This window comes from Streptomyces sp. NPDC041205 (assembly GCF_055591765.1).
Genome location: NZ_JBVIZH010000001.1, coordinates 1602131 through 1623702, shown reverse-complemented (window position 1 = coordinate 1623702; position 21572 = coordinate 1602131). Strand labels below are relative to the sequence as shown.

Genomic DNA, 21572 nt, shown 5'->3' with positions numbered 1-21572 from the left:
GTGTCCCGGGACAGTTCCTCTCCGGCGCCCGGGGAACCGGGAGCGCGGCCGGAGCGGACTGTGCGGCCGCCGAGCCCGCCGCGGCGAGCCCCGCGGTTCGGGGCGCTGGTCGACAGCGGTCTGATGCTGCAGGGCGGCGTGCAGGGCAGCAGCCCGCTGCTGCGGCTCTTCACGCGCTGGGTGCGCCGCCCGCTGCTGCCGATGATGCGGCTGTGGCGGCGCAACATCCAGCTGAAAGTCGTCGTCACGACGCTCCTGATGTCGCTCGGCGTGGTGCTGCTGCTCGGCTTCGTCGTCATGAGCTCGGTCAGCAACGGCCTGCTCAAGGCCAAGGTGAACGCGGCGCAGAGCCAGGCCGACGGCGGCTTCCGGGCCGCCCAGGAGCAGGCCAACACCGCCCACCAGCCCACCGGCCAGGGCGGCGACGCCGCGGACGGCCCCACCGCGCAGAACGCCGCCGTGTGGCTGTCCGAGCTGGCCGAGCAGCTCGCCAGCGGCGGCCAGAACGCCTTCTACGTAGTCACGCTCAGCTCCAGTGCGAGCGACAGCGGCAGCGTGCGCGGGCCCAGGGCCTCCGGTGGTGTGGACCCGATCCAGAGCGTGCCCGTGGACCTGCGCGACCGGGTCGACGGCGGCTCCCTCGCGTACCAGAGCAATACGCGCATCAACTTCATCGACCACCGCGAGTCCCAGCCCGGCCTGGTCATCGGCAAGCAGCTGAGCGACCTCAACGGCGACTCGTACCAGCTCTACTACCTCTTCCCGCTGACGCAGGAAGAGGAGTCGATGAACCTGGTGCGCGGCACGCTCGCCACGGCCGGTCTCTTCGTGGTGGTGCTCCTCGGGGCCATCGCCTGGCTGGTGGTGCGCCAGGTCGTCACGCCCGTGCGGATGGCGGCCGGGATCGCCGAGAGGCTGTCCGCGGGGCGCCTTCAGGAACGCATGAAGGTCACCGGGGAGGACGACATCGCGCGCCTCGGTGAGGCCTTCAACAAGATGGCGTCGAACCTCCAGCTGAAGATCCAGCAGTTGGAGGAGCTGTCGCGGATGCAGCGGCGGTTCGTCTCCGACGTGTCGCACGAGCTGCGTACGCCGCTGACGACCGTGCGGATGGCCGCCGACGTCATCCACGAGGCGCGCGTCGACTTCGATCCGGTGACGGCCCGTTCCGCGGAACTGCTCGCCGACCAGCTCGACCGCTTCGAGTCGCTGCTCGCCGACCTCCTCGAGATCAGCCGGTTCGACGCGGGTGCGGCGGCCCTGGAGGCCGAGCCGATAGACCTGCGCGAGGTCGTACGCCGTGTGGTCGGTGGCGCCGAGCCGCTGGCGGAGCGCAAGGGCACCCACATACGGGTCGTCGGTGACCAGCAGCCGGTCGTCGCCGAGGCGGACGCACGACGGGTGGAGCGGGTCCTGCGGAACCTCGTCGTCAACGCCGTGGAGCACGGTGACGGCAAGGACGTGGTGGTCCGCCTCGCGGCCGCCGGCGGCGCGGTTGCCGTGGCGGTGCGGGACTACGGAGTCGGGCTCAAGCCCGGCGAGGCCACGCGCGTGTTCAGCCGTTTCTGGCGGGCCGACCCGGCACGCGCGCGTACCACCGGTGGTACGGGCCTCGGGCTCTCCATCGCCCTGGAGGACGCCCGGCTGCACGGCGGGTGGCTGCAGGCGTGGGGCGAGCCGGGCGGCGGATCGCAGTTCCGGCTCACGCTGCCGCGCACCGCCGACGAACCGCTGCGGGGCTCGCCGATACCCCTGGAGCCCGACGACTCCCGCCGCCACCGCGGCCTCAACGGCGCGGGCCTGCCCCTCGCGGGCGGTACGAAGCGGGCCACGGTGCCCCACCAGGCGCCCCCGGACCGGGTGCCGCCGCCCATGCCCGCGAAGGCGCCGATCGCGCCGCGCCTTGCCCACGCGGCCGCCTTGGACGTGGACCCGACGGCACTGCCGGGCAATGGCGCGCGGGTCGTACCGCGGCAGGCCTGGGAGGAGTCGGGGGCGGAGCGGGCTCCCGAAGGCGGCGCGGAGACCGGCGCGGACGCGGAAAACGGCTCCTATGGAGAGACCGATTCGCTCGGAGAGACCGATTCGCCAGAGACCGATTCGCTTACGGGCGCCGCGGAGGCCATGGAGGCCGACGCGGACGCGGTCGGCGACGGCTCGGCGGGCAGCGGTGCCCCGGCGGACAGGGGCGTCCCGACGGGTGCCGACACCGCAGACGTTCCCACGGACGCCGACGGCCCGGTGGACAGGGACGCCTCGACCGGCGCGAACGCCGTCACGGACAGGGACACCCCCATCAGCACGGACACTTCGGCGGACCGTGACGTCCGAACCGGAGCGGACGCCGTCGCGGGCAGGGAAGAGGAGGCCTCGCGTGGGCGCTGAGGGTCAACTGCGGGGGCGCGCGCGTCCGCTGCGCGCCGGTGTGGTGCTCGCCGCGTGCGGCGTACTGATCGCCGGATGCGCCGCCATGCCCGACGAGGGCAACATGAAGAAGGTCGAAGCCTCCCAGCGGCCCGACTCGCAGTCCCAGGTACGGGTGTACGCCATGCCGCCGCCCGAGGACGCGGGCGCGGTCGACATCGTCCAGGGCTTCCTGGAGGCGCTGACCAGCGACGACCCGGACTTCGCCATCGCGCGGAAGTACCTGACGAAGAAGGCGTCCCAGAACTGGCACCCGGAGCGCTCCACCACGGTGCTCGCCGACGGCCCGAACACGGTCGCGGACAACGTGGGCAACAACAACGAAGGCGAGCGTACGTACTCGCTGACCGGCCGCAGGCTCGCCACCGTCAACGCACAGCGCGCGTACAAGCCCGACCCGAGGCCGTACAACCAGTCCGTGCACCTCACTCAGCAGAGCGGCCCGAACGGCATGGTGTGGCGCATCGACGTCCCGCCCTCGGGCGTCGTGCTCGGCGAGTCCGACTTCGAGCGGAACTACCAGGCCGTCAACAAGTACTACTTCGCGCTGCCCCCGGGGAACGTGAAGACCCGTGACAGGCCCGGCGGGCAGCAGGGGCTCGTCGCCGACCCCATCTACGTACGCCAGCGCATCGACCCGCTGACCGAGACGGTGAAGGCGCTGCTCGACGGCCCCACCAACTGGCTCACGCCGGTGGTCCGTTCGGCGGTCCCGATAGGCGCGGGGCTCGCGTCCGGCACCAAGTCGCTGACGCCCGACGACAAGAACAAGCTGGTCGTGCCGCTGAACGCGCGCGCCGACACGCTCGGGCACGACCAGTGCACGCAGGTGGCCGCCCAACTGCTCTTCACGCTCCAGGACCTGACGGCCTCCGGAGTGGAGCAGGTGGAACTGCAGCGCAAGAACGGCTCGCAGTTGTGCGTCCTCAGCAAGGACCGCGCCGAGACCGTCGCGCCGCACCGCACGGCGGACCTCCCGGCGTACCAGTACTTCATCGACGAGAAGAAGCGGCTGGTGCGGATGCCCGGCAACGCGGGCAGCAACGCCGCGCCCGAGCCGGTGACCGGGCCGTTCGGCGACGAGTCGCAGCCGCTGCGCTCGGCGGCGGTGTCGCGCGACGAGGAGCACGCGGCCGGCGTGTCCCCCGACGGGCGGCGGCTGTACACCACGTCGGTGGTGTCCAAGTCCATGCTCGGCGGCCCGGAGCTGCGTTCCCGCGCCAAGTCGGACAAGGACGGCCTCTCGACGCCCAGTTGGGACGGGCGGGGCAACCTGTGGGTGGCCGACCGGGACCCGAAGCGGCCGCGGCTGCTCTGGCTCTCGGAGGGCACCGGCGAGCCCGTCCAGGTCCGCGTCCCCGACCTGAACGGGCGCATCGAGGCGGTGCGGGTCGCGGCCGACGGGGTGCGGGTCGCGCTCCTGGTGACGAAGAACGGCGAGACCAAGCTGCAGATCGGCCGCGTCGAGTGGGAGGACGGCAAGGGTGGACAGCCCGACATCTCGGTGGTCGAACTGCTGGAGGCGGCACCGCAGATGGAGGAGGTCACCGCCATGTCCTGGGCGGGCGTCAGCCGCCTCGTGGTGATCGGCCGCGAGTCCGGCGGCGTGCAGCAGATGCGGTACGTCCAGTGCGACGGATCCGCGCGCACGGGGGCGACGCTGCCCGGTCTGACCGGCGCGAAGGAGATCGCCGCGTCGGAGGACGAGCGGCAGCCGCTGGTGGCGCACTCGGACGACGGGATCGTCCGGCTGCCGTCGGGAGCGCAGTGGCAGACGGTGGTCAAGGAGGGGACAGCGCCGATCTACCCCGGGTGAGCCGGTCTCCCAACAGGGCTTCGGCGCAGCTCAATCGGGGTGCCCTGAGTTATCCACAGGCGGTTGTCCACAGGGGTGGCCGGGCGGCGTGCGGGTTGGCACAGTGGGGACATGCGGGGGTGGTGGCAGGACCTCACGGATCTGGTGCTGCCGGCTGACTGCGCGGGCTGCGGGAGGCCGCGCGTGGCGCTGTGCGCCGGATGCCGGGCCGCTCTGTGCGGGGCGGCGCCGCGCAGGGTGTGGCCGGACCCGGAGCCGCGGGGGCTGCCGGTGGTGCACGCGGCCGCGGCGTACGGGGACGCGGTGCGGGCGGTGCTGCTCGCGCACAAGGAGCGGGGCGCGCTGCCGCTGGCCGGGGCGCTCGGTGAGGCCCTCGCGGGGGCGGTGCGGGCGGCGCTGCGGGCCGCGGTGGTGGACGGGGCGGAGCCCGTGGCCGGTCCGGGCCAAGCTCCCGGCGGGCCCGTGCTGTTGGTGCCGGTGCCGTCCGCTCGGCGGTCCGTGCGGGCGCGGGGGCACGACCCGGTGCGGCGGATCGCGCTGGCGGCGGCGGGGGAGCTGCGGCGCGCCGGGATGCCGGTGAGCGTGCTGTCCGTGCTGCGGCAGCGGCGCGCGGTCGCGGACCAGGCGGGGCTCAACTCCCGTCAGCGGCAGGCGAACCTGTCGGGCGCGCTGGAGGTGGCGGCCGGCGCGGGGGCGCTGCTGCGGGGCGCGGGGCGGATCGTCGTCGTGGACGACCTCATGACGACGGGTGCCTCGCTGGCCGAGGCGGCTCGGGCGTTGGGAGGCGTATGTGGCGTACACGGGGTAGGTGACAGGGCAGGGGGAGAGGGGGACGCGAGGGTGAGGGGGGTCGGCGGGACCGGCAGGAGCAGAGGGAGCGGCGGGGGCCGAGGGAGCCGAGGGGGCGGCAGGACCGGACGGAGGACACAGGTGGCGGCAGAGCGCCAGAGCGGGAACCGGCCAAGCTGGGACGGCCGGGACGGCGTCGCGGAAGGGGCCGGGAAAGGGGGCCCGGCCAGCGGAATGCCTCGTTTAAACATCATCCGGGCCGCGGTTGTCGCCACTTCCGCGACTTCTTTCGAAATAAACCGGAACTGACCGAGAACTTTCATCGTTGCAGGTAGTGAGAGGGCCTATCCACCCGAATGGAGGTACGTGTCAGTAGAGGGTGACGACATCCGTCCGGGCGAGATATGTTCGGTTGTGAGGAACGGCGGACTGCGCCCCTCGCATATCGGAATGCCGGTCTTTGGGGTTCCCCGCAATCACCCGGGACCGGTGGGTGGAGATCTTGTCCACGGGGGAGGAGGAGGTGGAAGTCACCGAGTCCGAGGCTCCGGGAGTTTCCGGGGCCTGGTGCAAAAGGGAGAAGCTCCGCCGAAGCAGCGGAGCGATCCGGGAACGGAGTTCTGCGTGGACATCGTCGTCAAGGGCCGCAAGACCGAGGTGCCCGAGCGGTTCCGCAAGCACGTGGCCGAGAAGCTGAAGCTGGACAAGATCCAGAAGCTCGACGGCAAGGTGATCAGCCTCGACGTCGAGGTGTCCAAGGAAACCAACCCGCGTCAGGCCGACCGTTCCGACCGCGTGGAGATCACCGTCCGTGGACGTGGACCCGTGATCCGTGCGGAAGCCTCGGCATCGGATCAGTACGCGGCGCTCGACCTGGCCACCGCCAAGCTCGAGGCACGACTGCGCAAGCAGCACGAAAAGCGCCACAACAGGCGCGGCAACGGCAGGCTCACCGCCGCCGAAGTGGCCGCCCGGGTCCCGGACGCGGCGCACCTCAACGGAGACGGCAGCCTGGTCCGCGATGAAGAGCCCGAGGGTGTGCCCACCACCAGGATCGGCTCACTGGAGATCCAGGGCGAAGGCCCCCTCGTGGTCCGCGAGAAGACGCACGTCGCGGCGCCCATGTCCCTCGACCAGGCGCTGTACGAGATGGAACTGGTCGGACACGACTTCTACCTGTACGTCGACTCCGAGACCAAGGAACCCAGCGTCGTCTACCGACGGCACGCCTACGACTACGGCGTCATCCGCCTCAACACCGACCCCATGGTCACGCACCCGCAGCCGTCCGGCGGGAGCGGTGTCCTCGGCGGCTGACACCCCCTTCGCGGAGCGCATGGAACGGTGCCCCTGGAGCGCGTGTGCGCCCCCAGGGGCACCCCCGTGCGACCACTGCGCGCACGACCGGGGGGCCGAGCATGGAATCATGGGCCCGACGGCCCAACCCGCTTGACTCTGCCTAGGGTTGGTGCAGCCAAGGCAAGAGACGGGCCCTGGCCTTCAGGGGGAGGAACGATGGCGGACAGCTTCGGACCGATGCGGAGCGAGGATGCCGGTGACGGCATCGGCATCGGCACGGACGCGGGCGCCCCGCGCAAGGAGCCCATCAGGGTCCTGGTCGTGGACGACCACGCGCTCTTCCGTCGCGGCCTGGAGATCGTCCTCGCCGCCGAGGAGGACATCCAGGTGGTCGGAGAGGCCGGCGACGGCGCCGAGGCGGTGGACAAGGCCGCTGACCTGCTGCCCGACATCGTGCTCATGGACGTACGGATGCCGAAGCGCGGCGGCATCGAGGCGTGCACCTCCATCAAGGAGGTGGCGCCCAGTGCCAAGATCATCATGCTGACCATCAGCGACGAGGAAGCGGATCTCTACGACGCCATCAAGGCGGGCGCGACCGGCTATCTCCTCAAGGAGATCTCCACCGACGAGGTCGCCACGGCCATCCGCGCGGTGGCCGACGGGCAGTCGCAGATCAGCCCCTCGATGGCCTCGAAGCTGCTCACCGAGTTCAAGTCGATGATCCAGCGCACCGACGAGCGGCGGCTCGTGCCCGCGCCCCGGCTGACCGACCGGGAGCTTGAAGTCCTCAAGCTCGTCGCCACGGGCATGAACAACCGCGACATCGCCAAGGAGCTGTTCATCTCCGAGAACACCGTGAAGAACCACGTGCGCAACATCCTGGAGAAGCTGCAGCTGCACTCCAGGATGGAGGCCGTGGTCTACGCGATGCGGGAGAAGATCCTCGAGATCCGCTGAGCCTGGGCCTGGGCCCCCGCCCGGTCCGGTTCGGGCGGGGGGCCGGGTGGGCCTGAGGTCAGCTCACCGCGCGGACCAGGTCCGCGGTCAGCTCCGGGCGGTCTACGCGCTCGATGCGTACGGAGTCGCAGTTCACCCACTGCGCCGCCTCGACGAGCGCCTGCGCCACCGCGGGCACCGCCTTCGGGCCGTCCAGGGACACCTGCTTGGCCACCAGCGTGCTCCCCTCGCGCGCGGGGTCCACCCGGCCGATCAGGTGGCCGCCCGCGAGGACCGGCATCGCGAAGTAGCCGTACACCCGCTTCGGCTTGGGGACGTACGCCTCCAGGCGGTGGGTGAAGCCGAAGATCCGCTCCGTGCGCGCACGCTCCCAGATCAGGGAGTCGAACGGCGAGAGCAGCGTGGTGCGGTGGCGGCCGCGCGGGGGTGTGGCCAGTGCCTGTGGGTCCGCCCAGGCCGGCTTGTCCCAGCCCGCCACCGTCACCGGGACCAGGCCCGAGTCCGCGACTACCGTGTCGAACTCCTCGCCCTTCAGGCGGTGGTAGTCGGCGATGTCCGCGCGCGTGCCGACCCCCAGGGCACGGCCCGCGAGGGCGACCAGGCGGCGCACGCACTCCTTGTCGTCCAGGTCGTCGTGCAGCAACTCGTCCGGGATGGCGCGCTCCGCGAGGTCGTACACCCGCTTCCAGGAGCGGCGCTCCGTGCACACCACCTCGCCGTACATCAGCGCGCGCTCCACGGCGATCTTGGAGTCGGACCAGTCCCACCACTCGCCCTTGTTCTTCGCGCCGCCCAACTCCGTCGCCGTCAGCGGTCCTTCGGCGCGGAGCTGCTTGATGACCTGGTCGTACGCACCGTCCGGGAGGTCGTGGTGCCAGTGGGGGCGGGAGCGGTAGGCGCGGCGGCGGAAGGCGAAGTGGGGCCACTCCTCGATGGGGAGGATGCAGGCCGCGTGTGACCAGTACTCGAACGCGTGCGGGTGGGCCGGGGGCTTTTCGGGGGGTGTGGGTGTCCAGTACGCCGACTCGACCTTCTTGCGGCCCACCGCGCCCAGGCGGGCGTAGGGGATCAGCTCGTGGGAGCGGGCCAGGACCGAGATCGTGTCCAGCTGGACCGCGCCCAGGTGACGGAGCACGCCTCGGACGCCCGACCTGCGGTCGGGGGCGCCGAGGAAGCCCTGGGCCCTCAGGGCGATGCGGCGGGCCTCGTCGGGGGTGAGGGTGAGCTCGGGGCGCGGCATGCTCGTCGTCATGGTCGGAACGATAGGGGGAGGGTCTGACAGTGGGGGCGGGTGAGACGGCCTTCGCGGGGCGCCCCAGTCCCGCCCCTTCACCGAAACCGGGGCGCTGCGCCCCCGGACCCCAGCCCGTGGCCGATGCCCCGTGCGGGTGGGACGGGTCTGCGCCGGTCGCGCTGCGCGCTCGTCCTCAAACGCCGGACGGGCTGGGACAGGGCGGGCTGGGACGGCGCGGGCCGGGGATAGGGCGGGCCGGGATGGCACGGGCCGGGATGGCACGGGCCGGGATAAGGCGGGCCGGGATAAGGCGGGCCGGGATAGGGCGGGCCGGGATGGCGCGGGCTGGGTGTGCGGGTGGGACAAGTCATCGCCGAGTCGGCGCTTCGCGCCTCGTCATCGAGCGCCGGACGGGCTGAGATGAGGTGGCCGTGCCGCCGCCGACCGGCCTTCGGCCCCGTCCTCGCGTGCCGGACGGGCCGGTGGGTGCTTTGTGGTGGCCTCAGGCGCTGGTTGTCGGGCTGGGGAGGTACGGCTGGAGTGAGGGGAGGCCGATGTCTGAGGGGAGTAGGGCGGCTACCCAGCAGTCGCGGAGGGTGGCCTTGTTGAGGAGGGCCGCGCGGAGGGTGCCCTCGATGGTGAAGCCCGCCTTCTCCGCCACCGCGCGGGAGCCGCGGTTGCCGACCTCCGCGCGCCATTCCAGGCGCGTGCAGCCCAGGCGCTCGAAGGCCCAGTGGGCCACGGCCTGCACGATCTCCGTCATGTAGCCCTGGCCCCGATGCTCGGCGGTGGTCCAGAAGCCGATCTCCCAGGCGCCCGAGCGCGGGTGGTGCAGGCTCGTCGCGGCGAGCAGCGGGCCGCCGCCGCGCGGGCGCACCGCCCAGGTGTACTCCATGTCGTACCGCCAGCCGTCCGGGACCATGCGGCCGACGAAGCCCTCGGCGTCCACGCGCGCGTAGGGCGACGGGATCGTGGTCCAGCGCTGGATCTCGGGATCCTGGCAGGCCGCGTACACCTCGTCGATGTCGTCCGGCGTGAAGGTGCGCAGCAGCAGGCGCTCGGTGGTCAGGGTGACGGGCTCCATCGGCTGATTCTGCTTGTGGCGGAGCCGACGACGCCAGCGGTTTGCGGGGAGGGGGAGCGAGAGGGGCGGGGGAGGTAAGGGAGGATTCGAGGGGTGGGGGCGGCACCTTCGTGGGTGCCCGGGCGTTGACGTAATGGCAGACCTCCCGGCACGGCCGGGTCCTCGCATACGATGGCCGTTGCCCGACGAGTAAAACCGACCGTGCCAGGCCCGACCGGCAAGGAGACCAACCCCCGTGTCCGTCCTCTCGAAGATCATGCGTGCAGGCGAAGGCAAGATCCTGCGCAAGCTGCACCGCATCGCGGACCAGGTCAACTCCATCGAAGAGGACTTCACCGCCCTCTCCGACGCCGAGCTGCGCGCGTTGACCGCGGAGTACAAGGAGCGGTACGCCGACGGCGAAACCCTCGACGACCTCCTGCCGGAAGCATTCGCCACGGTCCGCGAGGCCGCCAAGCGCGTCCTCGGCCAGCGTCACTACGACGTGCAGATGATGGGCGGCGCGGCCCTGCACCTCGGCTATGTCGCGGAGATGAAGACCGGTGAGGGCAAGACGCTGGTCGGCACCCTGCCCGCGTATCTGAACGCACTCTCGGGCAAGGGCGTGCACCTGATCACGGTCAATGACTATCTGGCCGAGCGCGACTCCGAAATGATGGGCCGCGTCCACAAGTTCCTCGGCCTGAGCGTCGGCTGCATCCTCGCGAACATGCCGCCCGCCGAGCGCCGCGAGATGTACAACTGCGACATCACGTACGGCACGAACAACGAGTTCGGCTTCGACTACCTCCGCGACAACATGGCGTGGTCGCAGGAAGAGCTGGTCCAGCGCGGCCACAACTTCGCGATCGTGGACGAGGTCGACTCGATCCTCGTCGACGAGGCGCGTACGCCGCTGATCATCTCCGGCCCCGCCGACCAGGCCACCAAGTGGTACGGCGACTTCGCCAAGCTGGTGACCCGCCTCACCAAGGGCAAGCCCGGCGAGCCCCTGAAGGGCATCGAGGAGACCGGGGACTACGAGGTCGACGAGAAGAAGCGCACCGTCGGCATCCACGAGTCCGGCGTCGCCAAGGTCGAGGACTGGCTGGGCATCGACAACCTCTACGAGTCGGTGAACACCCCGCTCGTGGGTTACCTGAACAACGCCATCAAGGCCAAGGAACTCTTCAAGAAGGACAAGGACTACGTCGTCATCGACGGCGAAGTCATGATCGTCGACGAGCACACCGGCCGTATCCTCGCCGGCCGCCGCTACAACGAGGGCATGCACCAGGCGATCGAGGCGAAGGAAGGGGTGGACATCAAGGACGAGAACCAGACCCTTGCGACGATCACCCTGCAGAACTTCTTCCGCCTCTACAAGCGTCACGACCACGAGGGCAAGGAAGTCCCCGGCCTCTCCGGCATGACCGGTACGGCCATGACCGAGGCCGCCGAGTTCCACCAGATCTACAAGCTGGGCGTCGTCCCGATCCCGACGAACCGGCCCATGGTCCGCGCCGACCAGTCGGACCTGATCTACCGCACCGAGGTCGCCAAGTTCGCCGCCGTCGTCGACGACATCGCCGAGAAGCACGAGAAGGGCCAGCCGATCCTGGTCGGCACCACCTCCGTCGAGAAGTCGGAGTACCTCTCGCAGCAGCTCTCCAAGCGCGGCATCCAGCACGAGGTCCTCAACGCCAAGCAGCACGACCGGGAAGCGACGATCGTCGCCCAGGCCGGCCGCAAGGGCGCCGTCACCGTCGCCACGAACATGGCCGGACGAGGCACCGACATCAAGCTCGGCGGCAACCCCGACGACCTCGCCGAGGCGGAGCTGCGCCAGCGCGGCCTCGACCCGGTCGAGCACGTCGAGGAGTGGGCCGCCGCACTGCCCGCCGCCCTGGAGAAGGCCGAGCGCTCCGTGCAGGCCGAGTTCGAAGAGGTCAAGGAACTCGGCGGGCTCTACGTCCTCGGCACCGAGCGGCACGAGTCCCGCCGCATCGACAACCAGCTGCGCGGCCGCTCCGGCCGTCAGGGCGACCCCGGCGAGTCCCGCTTCTACCTGTCCCTCGGCGACGACCTGATGCGCCTGTTCAAGGCCCAGATGGTCGAGCGCGTGATGTCGATGGCCAACGTCCCCGACGACGTGCCGATCGAGAACAAGATGGTCACCCGCGCCATCGCCTCCGCGCAGTCCCAGGTCGAGCAGCAGAACTTCGAGACCCGCAAGAACGTCCTCAAGTACGACGAGGTCCTCAACCGCCAGCGCGAGGTCATCTACGGAGAGCGCCGCCGCGTCCTGAAGGGCGAGGACCTGCACGAGCAGATCGTGCACTTCATGGACGACACCATCGACGCCTACGTCTCCGCCGAGGCCGCCGAGGGCTTCGCCGAGGAGTGGGACCTCGACCGGCTGTGGGGCGCCTTCAAGCAGCTCTACCCGGTGAAGGTCACCATCGAAGAGCTGGAGGACGAGGTCGGCGACCGTGCCGGTCTGACCGCCGAGTTCATCTCCGAGGCCATCAAGGACGACATCCACGCGCAGTACGAGGCCCGTGAGGCGCAGCTCGGCTCCGACATCATGCGTGAGCTGGAGCGCCGTGTCGTGCTCTCCGTCCTCGACCGCAAGTGGCGCGAGCACCTCTACGAGATGGACTACCTCCAGGAGGGCATCGGCCTGCGCGCCATGGCGCAGAAGGACCCCCTGGTCGAGTACCAGCGCGAGGGCTTCGACATGTTCAACGCCATGATGGACGGCATCAAGGAGGAGTCCGTCGGCTATCTGTTCAACCTGGAGGTCCAGGTCGAGCAGCAGGTCGAGGAGGTCCCGGTGTCGGACAGCGCGCCCTCGCTCTCCAAGAACGGCGCCCAGGACGCGGTCCCGGCCGGCGCCCGCCCGGAGATCCGCGCCAAGGGCCTCGACGCCCCGCAGCGCCCCGACCGCCTGCACTTCCAGGCGCCGAACGCCGAGGGCGGTGTCGACGAGGGCGACTTCACGACCTCCGACCAGCCGTCCGGCAGCACGACGCCGGCGTCCGGCGACGGCATGACCCGCGCGGAGCGGCGCAAGGCCCAGAAGGGCGGACGGCGCCGCAAGAAGTAGCGCTGCCACAAGCAGCGCTGCCGCGCGGGGCGTAGGCAGGGATTGTGCGAGGGCCGGGCACCGGGTGGTGTCCGGCCCTTCGCGTCGGCGGCGGTCGGTCTGTCGGCGATCAGTCTGGTGGGGGTCAGCCCTGGCGGAGGGGCGGTCCTGCCACCTCCACCGCCGTGCAGCGCCAGCGTTGGTCGTCGCCCCGGTGCAGGCGGAACGCGAGGGCGCGTAAGGCCGTGCCCGCGCTCACGCGCGCGAAGACCTCGAAGACTCCGGGGCGAACCTCGTAGTGCCCGACGCGGCGCACGGCCGGGCGGTGGCCGCCGACCGTGCCCAGAGGGCGGGTTTCGGCGAGGCGGGCCAGGTCGTCGTACGCGGTGTGGGCGATGTGACGGGCCACCCAGTGCAGGGGGCGCTGGCCGCTGAGGACCAGCATCAGGCGCTCTGTGAACAGCTCGGTGGGGTGCGGGGGCGGCTGGACCGGTGTGAGGGGCGGGTGCGGGCGGCGTGGTTCGGGGACGCGGGTGTCGTGGCGGCCGGGCGGGCGGTTGCCGGGCGGGCGGCCGCCCGGGGGTCGGGTGGCCGGTGGACGGGGGCCGCCGGGGCGGGGACCCCCGGGGCGGCGGCGGGGCCTGGACATGACCTTGGGCACGGGGGCGGGGTGTGTGTGCGGCTGGGTGGCGGTCCAGGGGCCGTGGGCGGGGCGGGAGGCGTGAGAAGGGGGCGAGGGCTCGTGCATGGTGTGGCTCCGTTCGGGGCGTGGGGCATGAGGCGTGGGGCCTGAAGCGTGAGGTGCGGGTCGTGGGCCAGAGGGCTGGTGGGTTCCGTGGGCCGTGGGTCAGAGGGGCGGTGGGTTCCGTGGGCCAGTGGGTCGGGGGTTCCGTGGGCCAGAGGGCTGGTGGGCCGTGGGTCGTGGGCCGTGGGGCAGAGGGGGCGGTGGCTTCCGTAGGCCGTGGGGCGGCTGCGGTACCGGGGGGTAACTTGTGCTGGGGATCTTGTACGGCGGCCGGGGCGGGCGCCGCAACGGTCGACGAAGGGGGCCGCGGCCCACGGAGTGGTTCACTCATCTGGGTGAGCAGGGGTGGCCCCGGGCCCGTGTTCGCCGGGGCCGGGCGGGTGATGACCTGGACCGGGGTGGACGCGGTCGAGGGCTCGGGCGGCAGCTCGAAGGGGGACGCCCGCACGTATCCTGGGGGCCCGTCCCGGGAGTCCTGGAGGCCCCTCCCGGGAGCCTTCGCGACTACGAAAGCGGCCAGCCATGCGCGTGTACGTTCCCCTGACACTGCCCCGTCTCGCGCAGGCGCACGAAGCCGGTGAGCTGGGTCCCGGGCCGCTGACCGCGTACGCCGTGACGCCCGCGCTGCGCGAGTGGTACGTCTCGGACGACCTGGAGGAGCTGGAGTACGCGGCCCTGAACCGGGCGGCGCTGCACTCGCTGCGGCTGCTCGCCGGGGAGCCGGGGACCGCGCGGCGGCGGGTCGTCCTCGCGGCGGACGTGCCGGACAGCGCGGCGGTCGTCGACCCCGACCGCGGGCTCGACCGGGGCGCGCTCGGCGAGGTGCGGATCACGGCCGCCCTGCCGTTGGCCAAGGCGGCCGCTGTGCACGTGGACGGCGGGGACGCCGAGGCCGACGTCATCGCGGCGGCGGACGCGCTGGGGGCGGCGGACCAGGGGGACGACGACGCGCAGTTCGTCGTGGACGGGGCCGAGGATCACGAGCTGCTCTGGTTCGCCACGCAGGAGATCCCGAATCTGGTGCGGCCCGGGGCGTAGTCCCCGGGGGCGGTCGCGCCCCAGGTGGGGTGCGGTCCGGTCTGGCTGTCGGTGGGGCCGGGTACGGTTTTCGGCATGGGGAAGCTACAGCGCGGGGCGCACATCGTTTGGGACTGGAACGGGACCCTCCTGCACGACATCGACGCGGTGATCGGCGCGACGAACGCGTCGTTCCTGGAGATCGGGCTCGAGCCGATCACGCTGGAGCGGTATCGGGAGCTGTACTGCGTGCCGGTGCCGCTGTTCTACGAGCGGCTGATGGGGCGGCTGCCCACCGAGGACGAGTGGCTGGTCATGGACGCGGTGTTCCACAAGCACTACGGGGCGCGGGTGGACGCCTGCGGGCTGGCCGAGGGCGCGGCCGAGCTGCTCGCCTCGCGGCAGGCCGAGGGGCGCACGCAGTCGTTGCTGTCGCTCGCCCCGCACGAGCACCTGGTGCCGTTGGTGCGGCGGCACGGGATCGCCGAGCGGTTCATGCGGATCGACGGGCGTACGGATTCGTCCCATGCCGGGAAGGCCGAGCGGATGGTCCGGCACCTCGGGGAGCTGGGGGAGGTCGAGGCCCGGCGGATCGTGGTGATCGGGGACGCGTTGGACGACGCCGTGGCCGCGGCCCATGTGGGGGCCCGGGCCGTGCTCTACACCGGCGGGTCGCACAGCCGCGGGAGCCTGGAGGCCGCCGGGGTGCCCGTCGTCGACAGCCTGGGGGAGGCCGTGGAGACCGCGGAGCGGCTGGTCGCCTGAGCGTGTGGCTTCGGCGCCCCGGGGCGGCCGGGGCACCGCCGTCGACAGGGCCACCGCCGTCGACAGGGACCGCTACGTCACCGGCGCCTTCGCCCGCAGCACCGTCAGGAATTCGCGCATCCAGCGCGAGTGGTCCGGCCAGGCGCGGGCGGACACCAGGGTGCCGTCGACCACCGCTTCCGCGTCCTGGAAGGTGGCGCCCGCCGCCTGCATGTCGAGCTCCAGGGCCGGGTAGGCCGTGACGCGGCGGCCCGCGAGGGCGCCGACGGCCGCGGTGAGCAGGGGGCCGTGGCAGATCTGGGCGACGGGCTTGTCCGCGTCGAAGAAGGACTTGAGGATCTTGCGCAGCTCGGGGTCGGCGCGCAGATACTCGGGGGCGCGCCCGCCCGGGATGACCAGGGCGACGTACTGACCGGGGTCGACCTCGGCGAAGGCCAGGTCGGCGGGCCAGGTGTAGCCCGGCTTCTCGGTGTACGTGTCGAAGCCTGGCTCGAAGTCGTGCACCACGAACTGGAGCTTCTTGCGGGTGGGGGCCGCGATATGGACGTCGTACCCCTCCTCGCGCAGCCGCTGGAAGGGGTAGAGGACCTCCAGTGACTCCGCCGCGTCACCGGTGACTATGAGGATCTTGGCTGCCATCGCTTTCGCTCCCAGGGTCGCGGGTGTCGCCAGGGTCGGGTCGCGCGCTGTTCGGTCTGTCACGCTGTTCGGTCCGTCGCGCTGTTCGGTCCGTCACGCTCAACGTGCATCGCCCGGCCGCGTTTGCCAAGGGGGCGCCCGGATCGTGTGCCCACCGCGCGCCCGTGGCCGGATCGGCACACGATGGGCGTGAGGCGACTGTGCAGACTGTCAAAGTTGACCCCCTGGTTTTGTACACATACGGCTCATGACGACTTCCGGGTGCGGGGCGATAGCCTTGTCCCGTGATCAGCGCGATATCCCGCGGAGGCGACGTCGCCTCCGCCCCGCGCCCGGAGACCACGGTGTACACGAACCGTGCCGGGCGCCTCGCTGACGACTCTTCCCAGAGCGGACGTCGCGGACATCGCGTACACCTGGGCCGGCCAATGACTTCGCCAGATTTGGCGGATTTCCGCTCGCTCAGCGCTCATCGCGGCATAACGTCGACTTCGACCGGAGACCCCGTGTCGCGGCGTTATGTCACATCACTTCCTTCTACGTCACGCAACGGCGCGCGACAGGAGTCAGAGGACAATGCAGACCAAGCTGGACGAAGCCAAGGCCGAGCTGCTCGCGCGGGCCGCCCGGGTAGCTGAGAACAGCCCGGTCGGGGGGCGCCTGCCAACGGGAGCACCGACCGGGTCCACGGGCGGGAGCCACGACACCGGCGGGTCGGGGACGGCCGGGGCCCGCAAGGGCGGCAAGGCGGCAGCGGCCGACCAGGCCGCCCCGGCGGACCCCTCCAAGGTGCTCGCGTTCCTCCAGCGGTACTACCTGCACACGGCCCCCGAGGACCTGAGCGACCGCGACCCGGTCGACGTCTTCGGCGCCGCCTACTCCCACTACCGGCTGGCCGAGAACCGCCCCCAGGGCACCGCCAACGTCCGGGTGCACACCCCGACCGTCGAGGAGAACGGCTGGACCTGCAGCCACTCCGTCGTCGAGGTCGTGACCGACGACATGCCGTTCCTGGTGGACTCCGTCACCAACGAGCTGTCCCGGCAGGGACGCGGCATCCACGTCGTCATCCACCCGCAGGTCGTGGTCCGCCGAGACCTCACCGGCAAGCTCCTCGACGTACTCCCCGAGGGCCAGAACGCCGGCGCCGAGCGCCCGCACGACGCCGTCACCGAGTCCTGGATCCACGTCGAGATCGACCGCGAGACCGACCGCGCCGACCTCAAGCAGATCACCGCCGACCTGCTGCGCATCCTGTCCGACGTCCGCGAGACGGTCGAGGACTGGGACAAGATGCGCGACGCCGCGCTGCGCATCGCCGACGAGCTGCCGATCGAGCCGACCGCCGACGACGTCCGTGACCAGGAGGTCGAGGAGGCCCGCGAACTCCTTCGCTGGCTGGCCGCCGACCACTTCACGTTCCTCGGCTACCGCGAGTACGACCTGACGGACGAGGACTCCCTCGCCGCCGTCCCCGGCACCGGCCTCGGCATCCTGCGCGCCGACCCGCACCACAGCGAGGGCGACGACCACCACCCGGTCAGCCCGTCCTTCAACCGGCTCCCGGCCGACGCCCGCGCCAAGGCCCGCGAGCACAAGCTGCTCGTCCTGACCAAGGCCAACAGCCGCTCCACCGTGCACCGGCCGAGCTACCTCGACTACGTCGGCGTGAAGAAGTTCGACGAGAACGGCGACGTCGTCGGCGAGCGCCGCTTCCTCGGCCTGTTCTCCTCGGCCGCGTACACCGAGTCCGTGCGCCGCGTCCCGGTCATCCGCCGCAAGGTCGAGGAGGTCCTCAAGGGCGCGGGCTTCACGCCCAACAGCCACGACGGCCGGGACCTGCTGCAGATCCTGGAGACGTACCCGCGCGACGAGCTGTTCCAGACCCCGGCCGACGAGCTGCGGTCCATCGTCACGTCCGTGCTGTACCTCCAGGAGCGCCGCCGCCTGCGCCTGTACCTGCGCAAGGACGAGTACGGCCGCTACTACTCCGCGCTCGTCTACCTGCCGCGCGACCGCTACACCACCGGCGTCCGGCTGCGGATCATCGACATCCTCAAGGAGGAGCTGAACGGCGCCAGCGTCGACTTCACGGCCTGGAACACCGAGTCGATCCTCTCCCGCATCCACTTCGTCGTCCGCGTCCCCAAGGGCGGCGAGGTCCCCGACCTCTCCGACGCCGACGTCGAGCGCATCGAGGCCCGTCTGGTCGAGGCCGCCCGCTCCTGGGCCGACGGCTTCGGCGAGGCGCTGACCGCCGAGCTCGGCGAGGAGCGCGCGGCGGAACTCCTGCGCCGGTACGCGGGCGCCTTCCCCGAGGGCTACAAGGCCGACCACACCCCGCGCGCCGCCGTCGCCGACCTCGTCCACCTGGAGCGGCTCTCCCAGCAGAGCCACCAGGACTTCGCGCTCAGCCTGTACGAGCCGGTGGGTGCCGCGCCCGACGAGCGCCGCTTCAAGATCTACCGCTCCGGCGCCCAGATCTCGCTTTCGGCCGTTCTGCCCGTCCTTCAGCGCCTGGGCGTCGAGGTCACCGACGAGCGGCCCTACGAGCTGCGCTGCTCGGACCGCACCAGCGCCTGGATCTACGACTTCGGCCTGCGCATGCCGAAGGCGCAGAACGGCAGCGGCGACTACCTGGGCGACGACGGCCGGGCCCGCTTCCAGGAGGCCTTCGCCGCCGCCTGGACCGGCGAGGCCGAGGTCGACGGCTTCAACTCGCTCGTCCTGCGCGCCGGTCTGAACTGGCGCCAGGCGATGGTCCTGCGGGCGTACGCCAAGTACCTGCGCCAGGCGGGCTCCACGTTCAGCCAGGACTACATGGAGGACACCCTCCTCAACAACGTCCACACCACCCGGCTGCTCGTCTCGCTGTTCGAGGCCCGGATGTCCCCGGACCGCCAGCGCGCGGGCACCGAGCTGACCGACGGGCTCCTGGAGGAGCTGGACGGCGCCCTGGACCAGGTCGCCAGCCTGGACGAGGACCGCATCCTGCGCTCCTTCCTCACCGTCATCAAGGCGACGCTGCGCACCAACTTCTTCCAGGAGGCGGCGGGCGGCAAGCCGCACAGCTACGTCTCCATGAAGCTGGACCCGCAGGCCATCCCCGACCTGCCCGAGCCGCGCCCGGCGTACGAGATCTGGGTGTACTCGCCGCGCGTCGAGGGCGTGCACCTGCGCTTCGGCAAGGTCGCGCGCGGCGGTCTGCGCTGGTCCGACCGGAAGGAGGACTTCCGTACGGAGATCCTCGGCCTGGTCAAGGCGCAGATGGTGAAGAACACCGTCATCGTGCCGGTCGGCGCGAAGGGCGGCTTCGTCGCCAAGCAGCTGCCCGACCCGTCCGTGGACCGTGACGCGTGGCTCGCGGAGGGCGTCGCCTGCTACAAGACGTTCATCTCGGCGCTGCTCGACATCACCGACAACCTGGTCGCCGGCGAGGTCGTGCCGCCCGCCGACGTGGTCCGGCACGACGAGGACGACACCTACCTGGTGGTCGCCGCAGACAAGGGCACGGCGACGTTCTCCGACATCGCCAACGCGGTCGCCGAGTCGTACAACTTCTGGCTCGGGGACGCCTTCGCCTCCGGCGGCTCCGCGGGCTACGACCACAAGGGCATGGGCATCACCGCCCGCGGCGCCTGGGAGTCCGTCAAGCGGCACTTCCGCGAGCTGGGCCACGACACCCAGACCGAGGACTTCACCGCGGTCGGCGTCGGCGACATGTCCGGCGACGTGTTCGGCAACGGCATGCTGCTCTCCGAGCACATCCGTCTGGTCGCCGCCTTCGACCACCGGCACATCTTCATCGACCCGAACCCGGACGCGGCCACCTCCTACGCCGAGCGCCGCCGCCTGTTCGAGCTGCCCCGCTCCAGCTGGGCCGACTACAACAAGGAGCTGCTCTCCGCGGGCGGCGGGATCTTCCCCCGCTCGGCCAAGGCGATCCAGCTCAACGCGCACATCCGCCAGGCCCTCGGCATCGAGACCGGCGGCGCCAAGATGACCCCGGCCGAGCTGATGCAGGCCATCCTCAAGGCGCCGGTGGACCTGCTGTGGAACGGCGGCATCGGCACGTACGTGAAGGCGGGCGCCGAGTCGCACGCGGACGTCGGCGACAAGGCCAACGACGCCATCCGCGTCGACGGCGCCGACCTGCGCGTGAAGGTGGTCGGCGAGGGCGGCAACCTGGGCCTGACCCAGCTCGGCCGGATCGAGTTCGCGCGCGCCGGTGGCCGTATCAACACCGACGCCATCGACAACAGCGCGGGCGTGGACACCTCCGACCACGAGGTGAACATCAAGATCCTGCTGAACGCCGTGGTGCAGGCCGGGGACATGACCGTCAAGCAGCGCAACAAGCTGCTCGCCGAAATGACCGACGAGGTCGGCCAGCTCGTCCTGCGCAACAACTACGCGCAGAACACCGCGCTCGCCAACTCCGTCTTCGAGTCGCCCTCGCTGCTCCACGCCCACCAGCGGTTCATGCGCCGCCTGGGCCGTGAGGGCCAGCTCGACCGGGGCCTTGAGTTCCTGCCCGCCGACCGGCAGATCCGGGAACTGCTCAGCTCCGGCCGCGGCCTCTCGCAGCCCGAGCTCGCCGTGCTCCTCGCGTACACGAAGATCGTCGCTGCGGACGAGCTGATCCACACGTCGCTGCCCGACGACGACTACCTGCGGCGGCTGCTGCACGCGTACTTCCCGAAGGCGCTGCGCGAGAAGTTCGCCGAGCAGGTCGACGCGCACGCGCTGCGCCGCGAGATCATCACGACCGTCCTGGTCAACGACACCGTCAACACCGGCGGCTCGACCTTCCTGCACCGGCTGCGCGAGGAGACCGGGGCGTCCCTTGAGGAGATCGTGCGGGCGCAGCTCGCCGCGCGCGAGATCTTCGGGCTCGGCGAGGTCTGGGACGCGGTGGAGGAACTCGACAACGTCGTGGCCGCCGACGTGCAGACGCGGGTGCGGCTGCACTGCCGCCGCCTCGTCGAGCGCGGCACGCGCTGGCTGCTCAACAACCGGCCGCAGCCGCTGCAGCTCGCCGAGACCGTCGAGTTCTTCCGCGCCGGTGTCGACCAGGTGTGGACCGAGCTGCCGAAGCTGATGCGCGGCTCCGACCTGGAGTGGTACGAGAACATCCGCGAGGAACTGTCCGGGGCCGGGGTCCCCGACGAGCTGGCGCAGCGGGTCGCCGGATTCTCCTCGGCCTTCCCGGCGCTCGACATCGTGGCCGTCTCGGACCGCATGGGCAAGGACCCGCTCGCCGTCGCCGAGATCTACTACGACCTCGCCGACCGGCTGCGGATCACCCAGCTCATGGACCGGATCATCGAGCTGCCGCGGGCCGACCGCTGGCAGTCCATGGCCCGCGCCTCCATCCGCGAGGACCTGTACGCGGCGCACGCCGCGCTGACGGCCGACGTCCTCGCCGTCGGCAACGGCACGGCCACGCCGGAGCAGCGCTTCAAGGCGTGGGAGGACAAGAACGCGGCGATCCTGGGCCGGGCCCGGACCACCCTGGAGGAGATCCAGGGCTCCGACGCCTTCGACCTGGCGAACCTGTCGGTGGCGATGCGGACGATGCGGACGCTGCTGCGCACGCATTCGTAGGTCGTACGTTGCCGGGGGGGGGGCCCCCCCCCCCCCGGGTGGGGGGGCCCCCCCCCCTTTTTCTTTATGTTGGGTTTGTTTGGGGGGGGGGGAACCAACCCCCTCCCCACAAAGTACACAAACCAA

General features: G+C 71.3%; 13 protein-coding genes. 9 read left to right on the top strand and 4 right to left on the bottom strand.

Translation table 11 applies throughout. The annotated features are described in order from the left end of the window. The 5 genes from mtrB to ACZ6BG_RS06970 all read left to right on the top strand — a co-directional run bounded on the left by mtrB (nt 1) and on the right by ACZ6BG_RS06970 (nt 7288). Complete coding sequence (mtrB, locus tag ACZ6BG_RS06990; protein WP_468997770.1) at nt 1-2385, top strand: MtrAB system histidine kinase MtrB; 2385 nt, start codon at nt 1-3, stop codon at nt 2383-2385. Then, on the top strand, nt 2375-4240 hold the full coding sequence (locus ACZ6BG_RS06985) for an LpqB family beta-propeller domain-containing protein (RefSeq protein WP_468997766.1): 1866 nt from the start codon (nt 2375-2377) through the stop codon (nt 4238-4240). Before mtrB ends, ACZ6BG_RS06985 begins: the two co-directional genes overlap by 11 nt. Before the next feature lie 111 nt (nt 4241-4351). Next, on the top strand, nt 4352-5338 hold the full coding sequence (locus ACZ6BG_RS06980) for a ComF family protein (protein ID WP_468997762.1): 987 nt from the start codon (nt 4352-4354) through the stop codon (nt 5336-5338). 315 nt (nt 5339-5653) lie between these two features. Continuing rightward, nucleotides 5654-6346 (top strand): ribosome hibernation-promoting factor, HPF/YfiA family, encoded by a 693-nt coding sequence (hpf, locus tag ACZ6BG_RS06975; RefSeq protein ID WP_468997760.1) that lies wholly within the window; start codon nt 5654-5656, stop codon nt 6344-6346. 198 nt (nt 6347-6544) lie between these two features. Then, nucleotides 6545-7288: a response regulator gene (locus tag ACZ6BG_RS06970; RefSeq protein ID WP_016645733.1), complete on the top strand. Its 744-nt coding sequence runs from the start codon at nt 6545-6547 to the stop codon at nt 7286-7288. 58 nt (nt 7289-7346) lie between these two features. Here the strand turns inward: ACZ6BG_RS06970 and ACZ6BG_RS06965 are convergent, their stop codons facing one another. Next, nucleotides 7347-8540, bottom strand: a complete 1194-nt coding sequence (locus ACZ6BG_RS06965) for a winged helix-turn-helix domain-containing protein (protein WP_468997757.1) — start codon at nt 8538-8540, stop codon at nt 7347-7349. Between the two features lie 484 nt (nt 8541-9024). Next, nucleotides 9025-9606, bottom strand: coding sequence for a GNAT family N-acetyltransferase (locus ACZ6BG_RS06960; RefSeq protein WP_468997755.1), 582 nt, complete (start codon nt 9604-9606; stop codon nt 9025-9027). A 235-nt stretch (nt 9607-9841) separates the two neighbouring features. Here ACZ6BG_RS06960 and secA point away from each other — a divergent pair, with 235 nt between their 5' ends. After that, nucleotides 9842-12694, top strand: a complete 2853-nt coding sequence (secA, locus tag ACZ6BG_RS06955; protein ID WP_468997751.1) for a preprotein translocase subunit SecA — start codon at nt 9842-9844, stop codon at nt 12692-12694. A gap of 124 nt (nt 12695-12818) precedes the next feature. On the opposite strand, the gene ACZ6BG_RS06950 is transcribed toward secA, so the two are convergent. Further along, nucleotides 12819-13421: an Rv3235 family protein gene (locus tag ACZ6BG_RS06950; RefSeq protein ID WP_468997749.1), complete on the bottom strand. Its 603-nt coding sequence runs from the start codon at nt 13419-13421 to the stop codon at nt 12819-12821. A gap of 519 nt (nt 13422-13940) precedes the next feature. Here ACZ6BG_RS06950 and ACZ6BG_RS06945 point away from each other — a divergent pair. After that, complete coding sequence (locus ACZ6BG_RS06945; RefSeq protein WP_468997747.1) at nt 13941-14456, top strand: DUF6912 family protein; 516 nt, start codon at nt 13941-13943, stop codon at nt 14454-14456. A 75-nt stretch (nt 14457-14531) separates the two neighbouring features. Continuing rightward, complete coding sequence (locus tag ACZ6BG_RS06940) at nt 14532-15200, top strand: HAD family hydrolase (protein WP_468997744.1); 669 nt, start codon at nt 14532-14534, stop codon at nt 15198-15200. Nucleotides 15201-15272: 72 nt separating this feature from the next. Here ACZ6BG_RS06940 and ACZ6BG_RS06935 read toward each other — a convergent pair whose 3' ends face one another. Further along, nucleotides 15273-15839, bottom strand: coding sequence for a DJ-1/PfpI family protein (locus ACZ6BG_RS06935; protein WP_468450071.1), 567 nt, complete (start codon nt 15837-15839; stop codon nt 15273-15275). 576 nt (nt 15840-16415) lie between these two features. On the opposite strand from ACZ6BG_RS06935, the gene ACZ6BG_RS06930 reads away from it, so the two are divergent. Next, the gene (locus ACZ6BG_RS06930) at nt 16416-21446 is read left to right on the top strand and encodes an NAD-glutamate dehydrogenase (protein WP_468997739.1); all 5031 of its coding nucleotides are present in this window, start codon (nt 16416-16418) and stop codon (nt 21444-21446) included. The last annotated feature ends 126 nt before the right edge of the window (nt 21447-21572 follow it).

Excerpts from the sequence above, each read along its gene's own strand:
- ACZ6BG_RS06980 (WP_468997762.1), top strand. The coding sequence starts at position 4,352 with ATGCGGGGGTGGTGGCAGGACCTCACGGATCTGGTGCTGCCGGCTGAC.
- ACZ6BG_RS06970 (WP_016645733.1), top strand. The coding sequence starts at position 6,545 with ATGGCGGACAGCTTCGGACCGATGCGGAGCGAGGATGCCGGTGACGGC.
- ACZ6BG_RS06965 (WP_468997757.1), bottom strand. The coding sequence starts at position 8,540 with ATGACGACGAGCATGCCGCGCCCCGAGCTCACCCTCACCCCCGACGAG.
- ACZ6BG_RS06960 (WP_468997755.1), bottom strand. The coding sequence starts at position 9,606 with ATGGAGCCCGTCACCCTGACCACCGAGCGCCTGCTGCTGCGCACCTTC.
- ACZ6BG_RS06950 (WP_468997749.1), bottom strand. The coding sequence starts at position 13,421 with ATGCACGAGCCCTCGCCCCCTTCTCACGCCTCCCGCCCCGCCCACGGC.
- ACZ6BG_RS06945 (WP_468997747.1), top strand. The coding sequence starts at position 13,941 with ATGCGCGTGTACGTTCCCCTGACACTGCCCCGTCTCGCGCAGGCGCAC.
- ACZ6BG_RS06940 (WP_468997744.1), top strand. The coding sequence starts at position 14,532 with ATGGGGAAGCTACAGCGCGGGGCGCACATCGTTTGGGACTGGAACGGG.
- ACZ6BG_RS06935 (WP_468450071.1), bottom strand. The coding sequence starts at position 15,839 with ATGGCAGCCAAGATCCTCATAGTCACCGGTGACGCGGCGGAGTCACTG.
- ACZ6BG_RS06930 (WP_468997739.1), top strand. The coding sequence starts at position 16,416 with ATGCAGACCAAGCTGGACGAAGCCAAGGCCGAGCTGCTCGCGCGGGCC.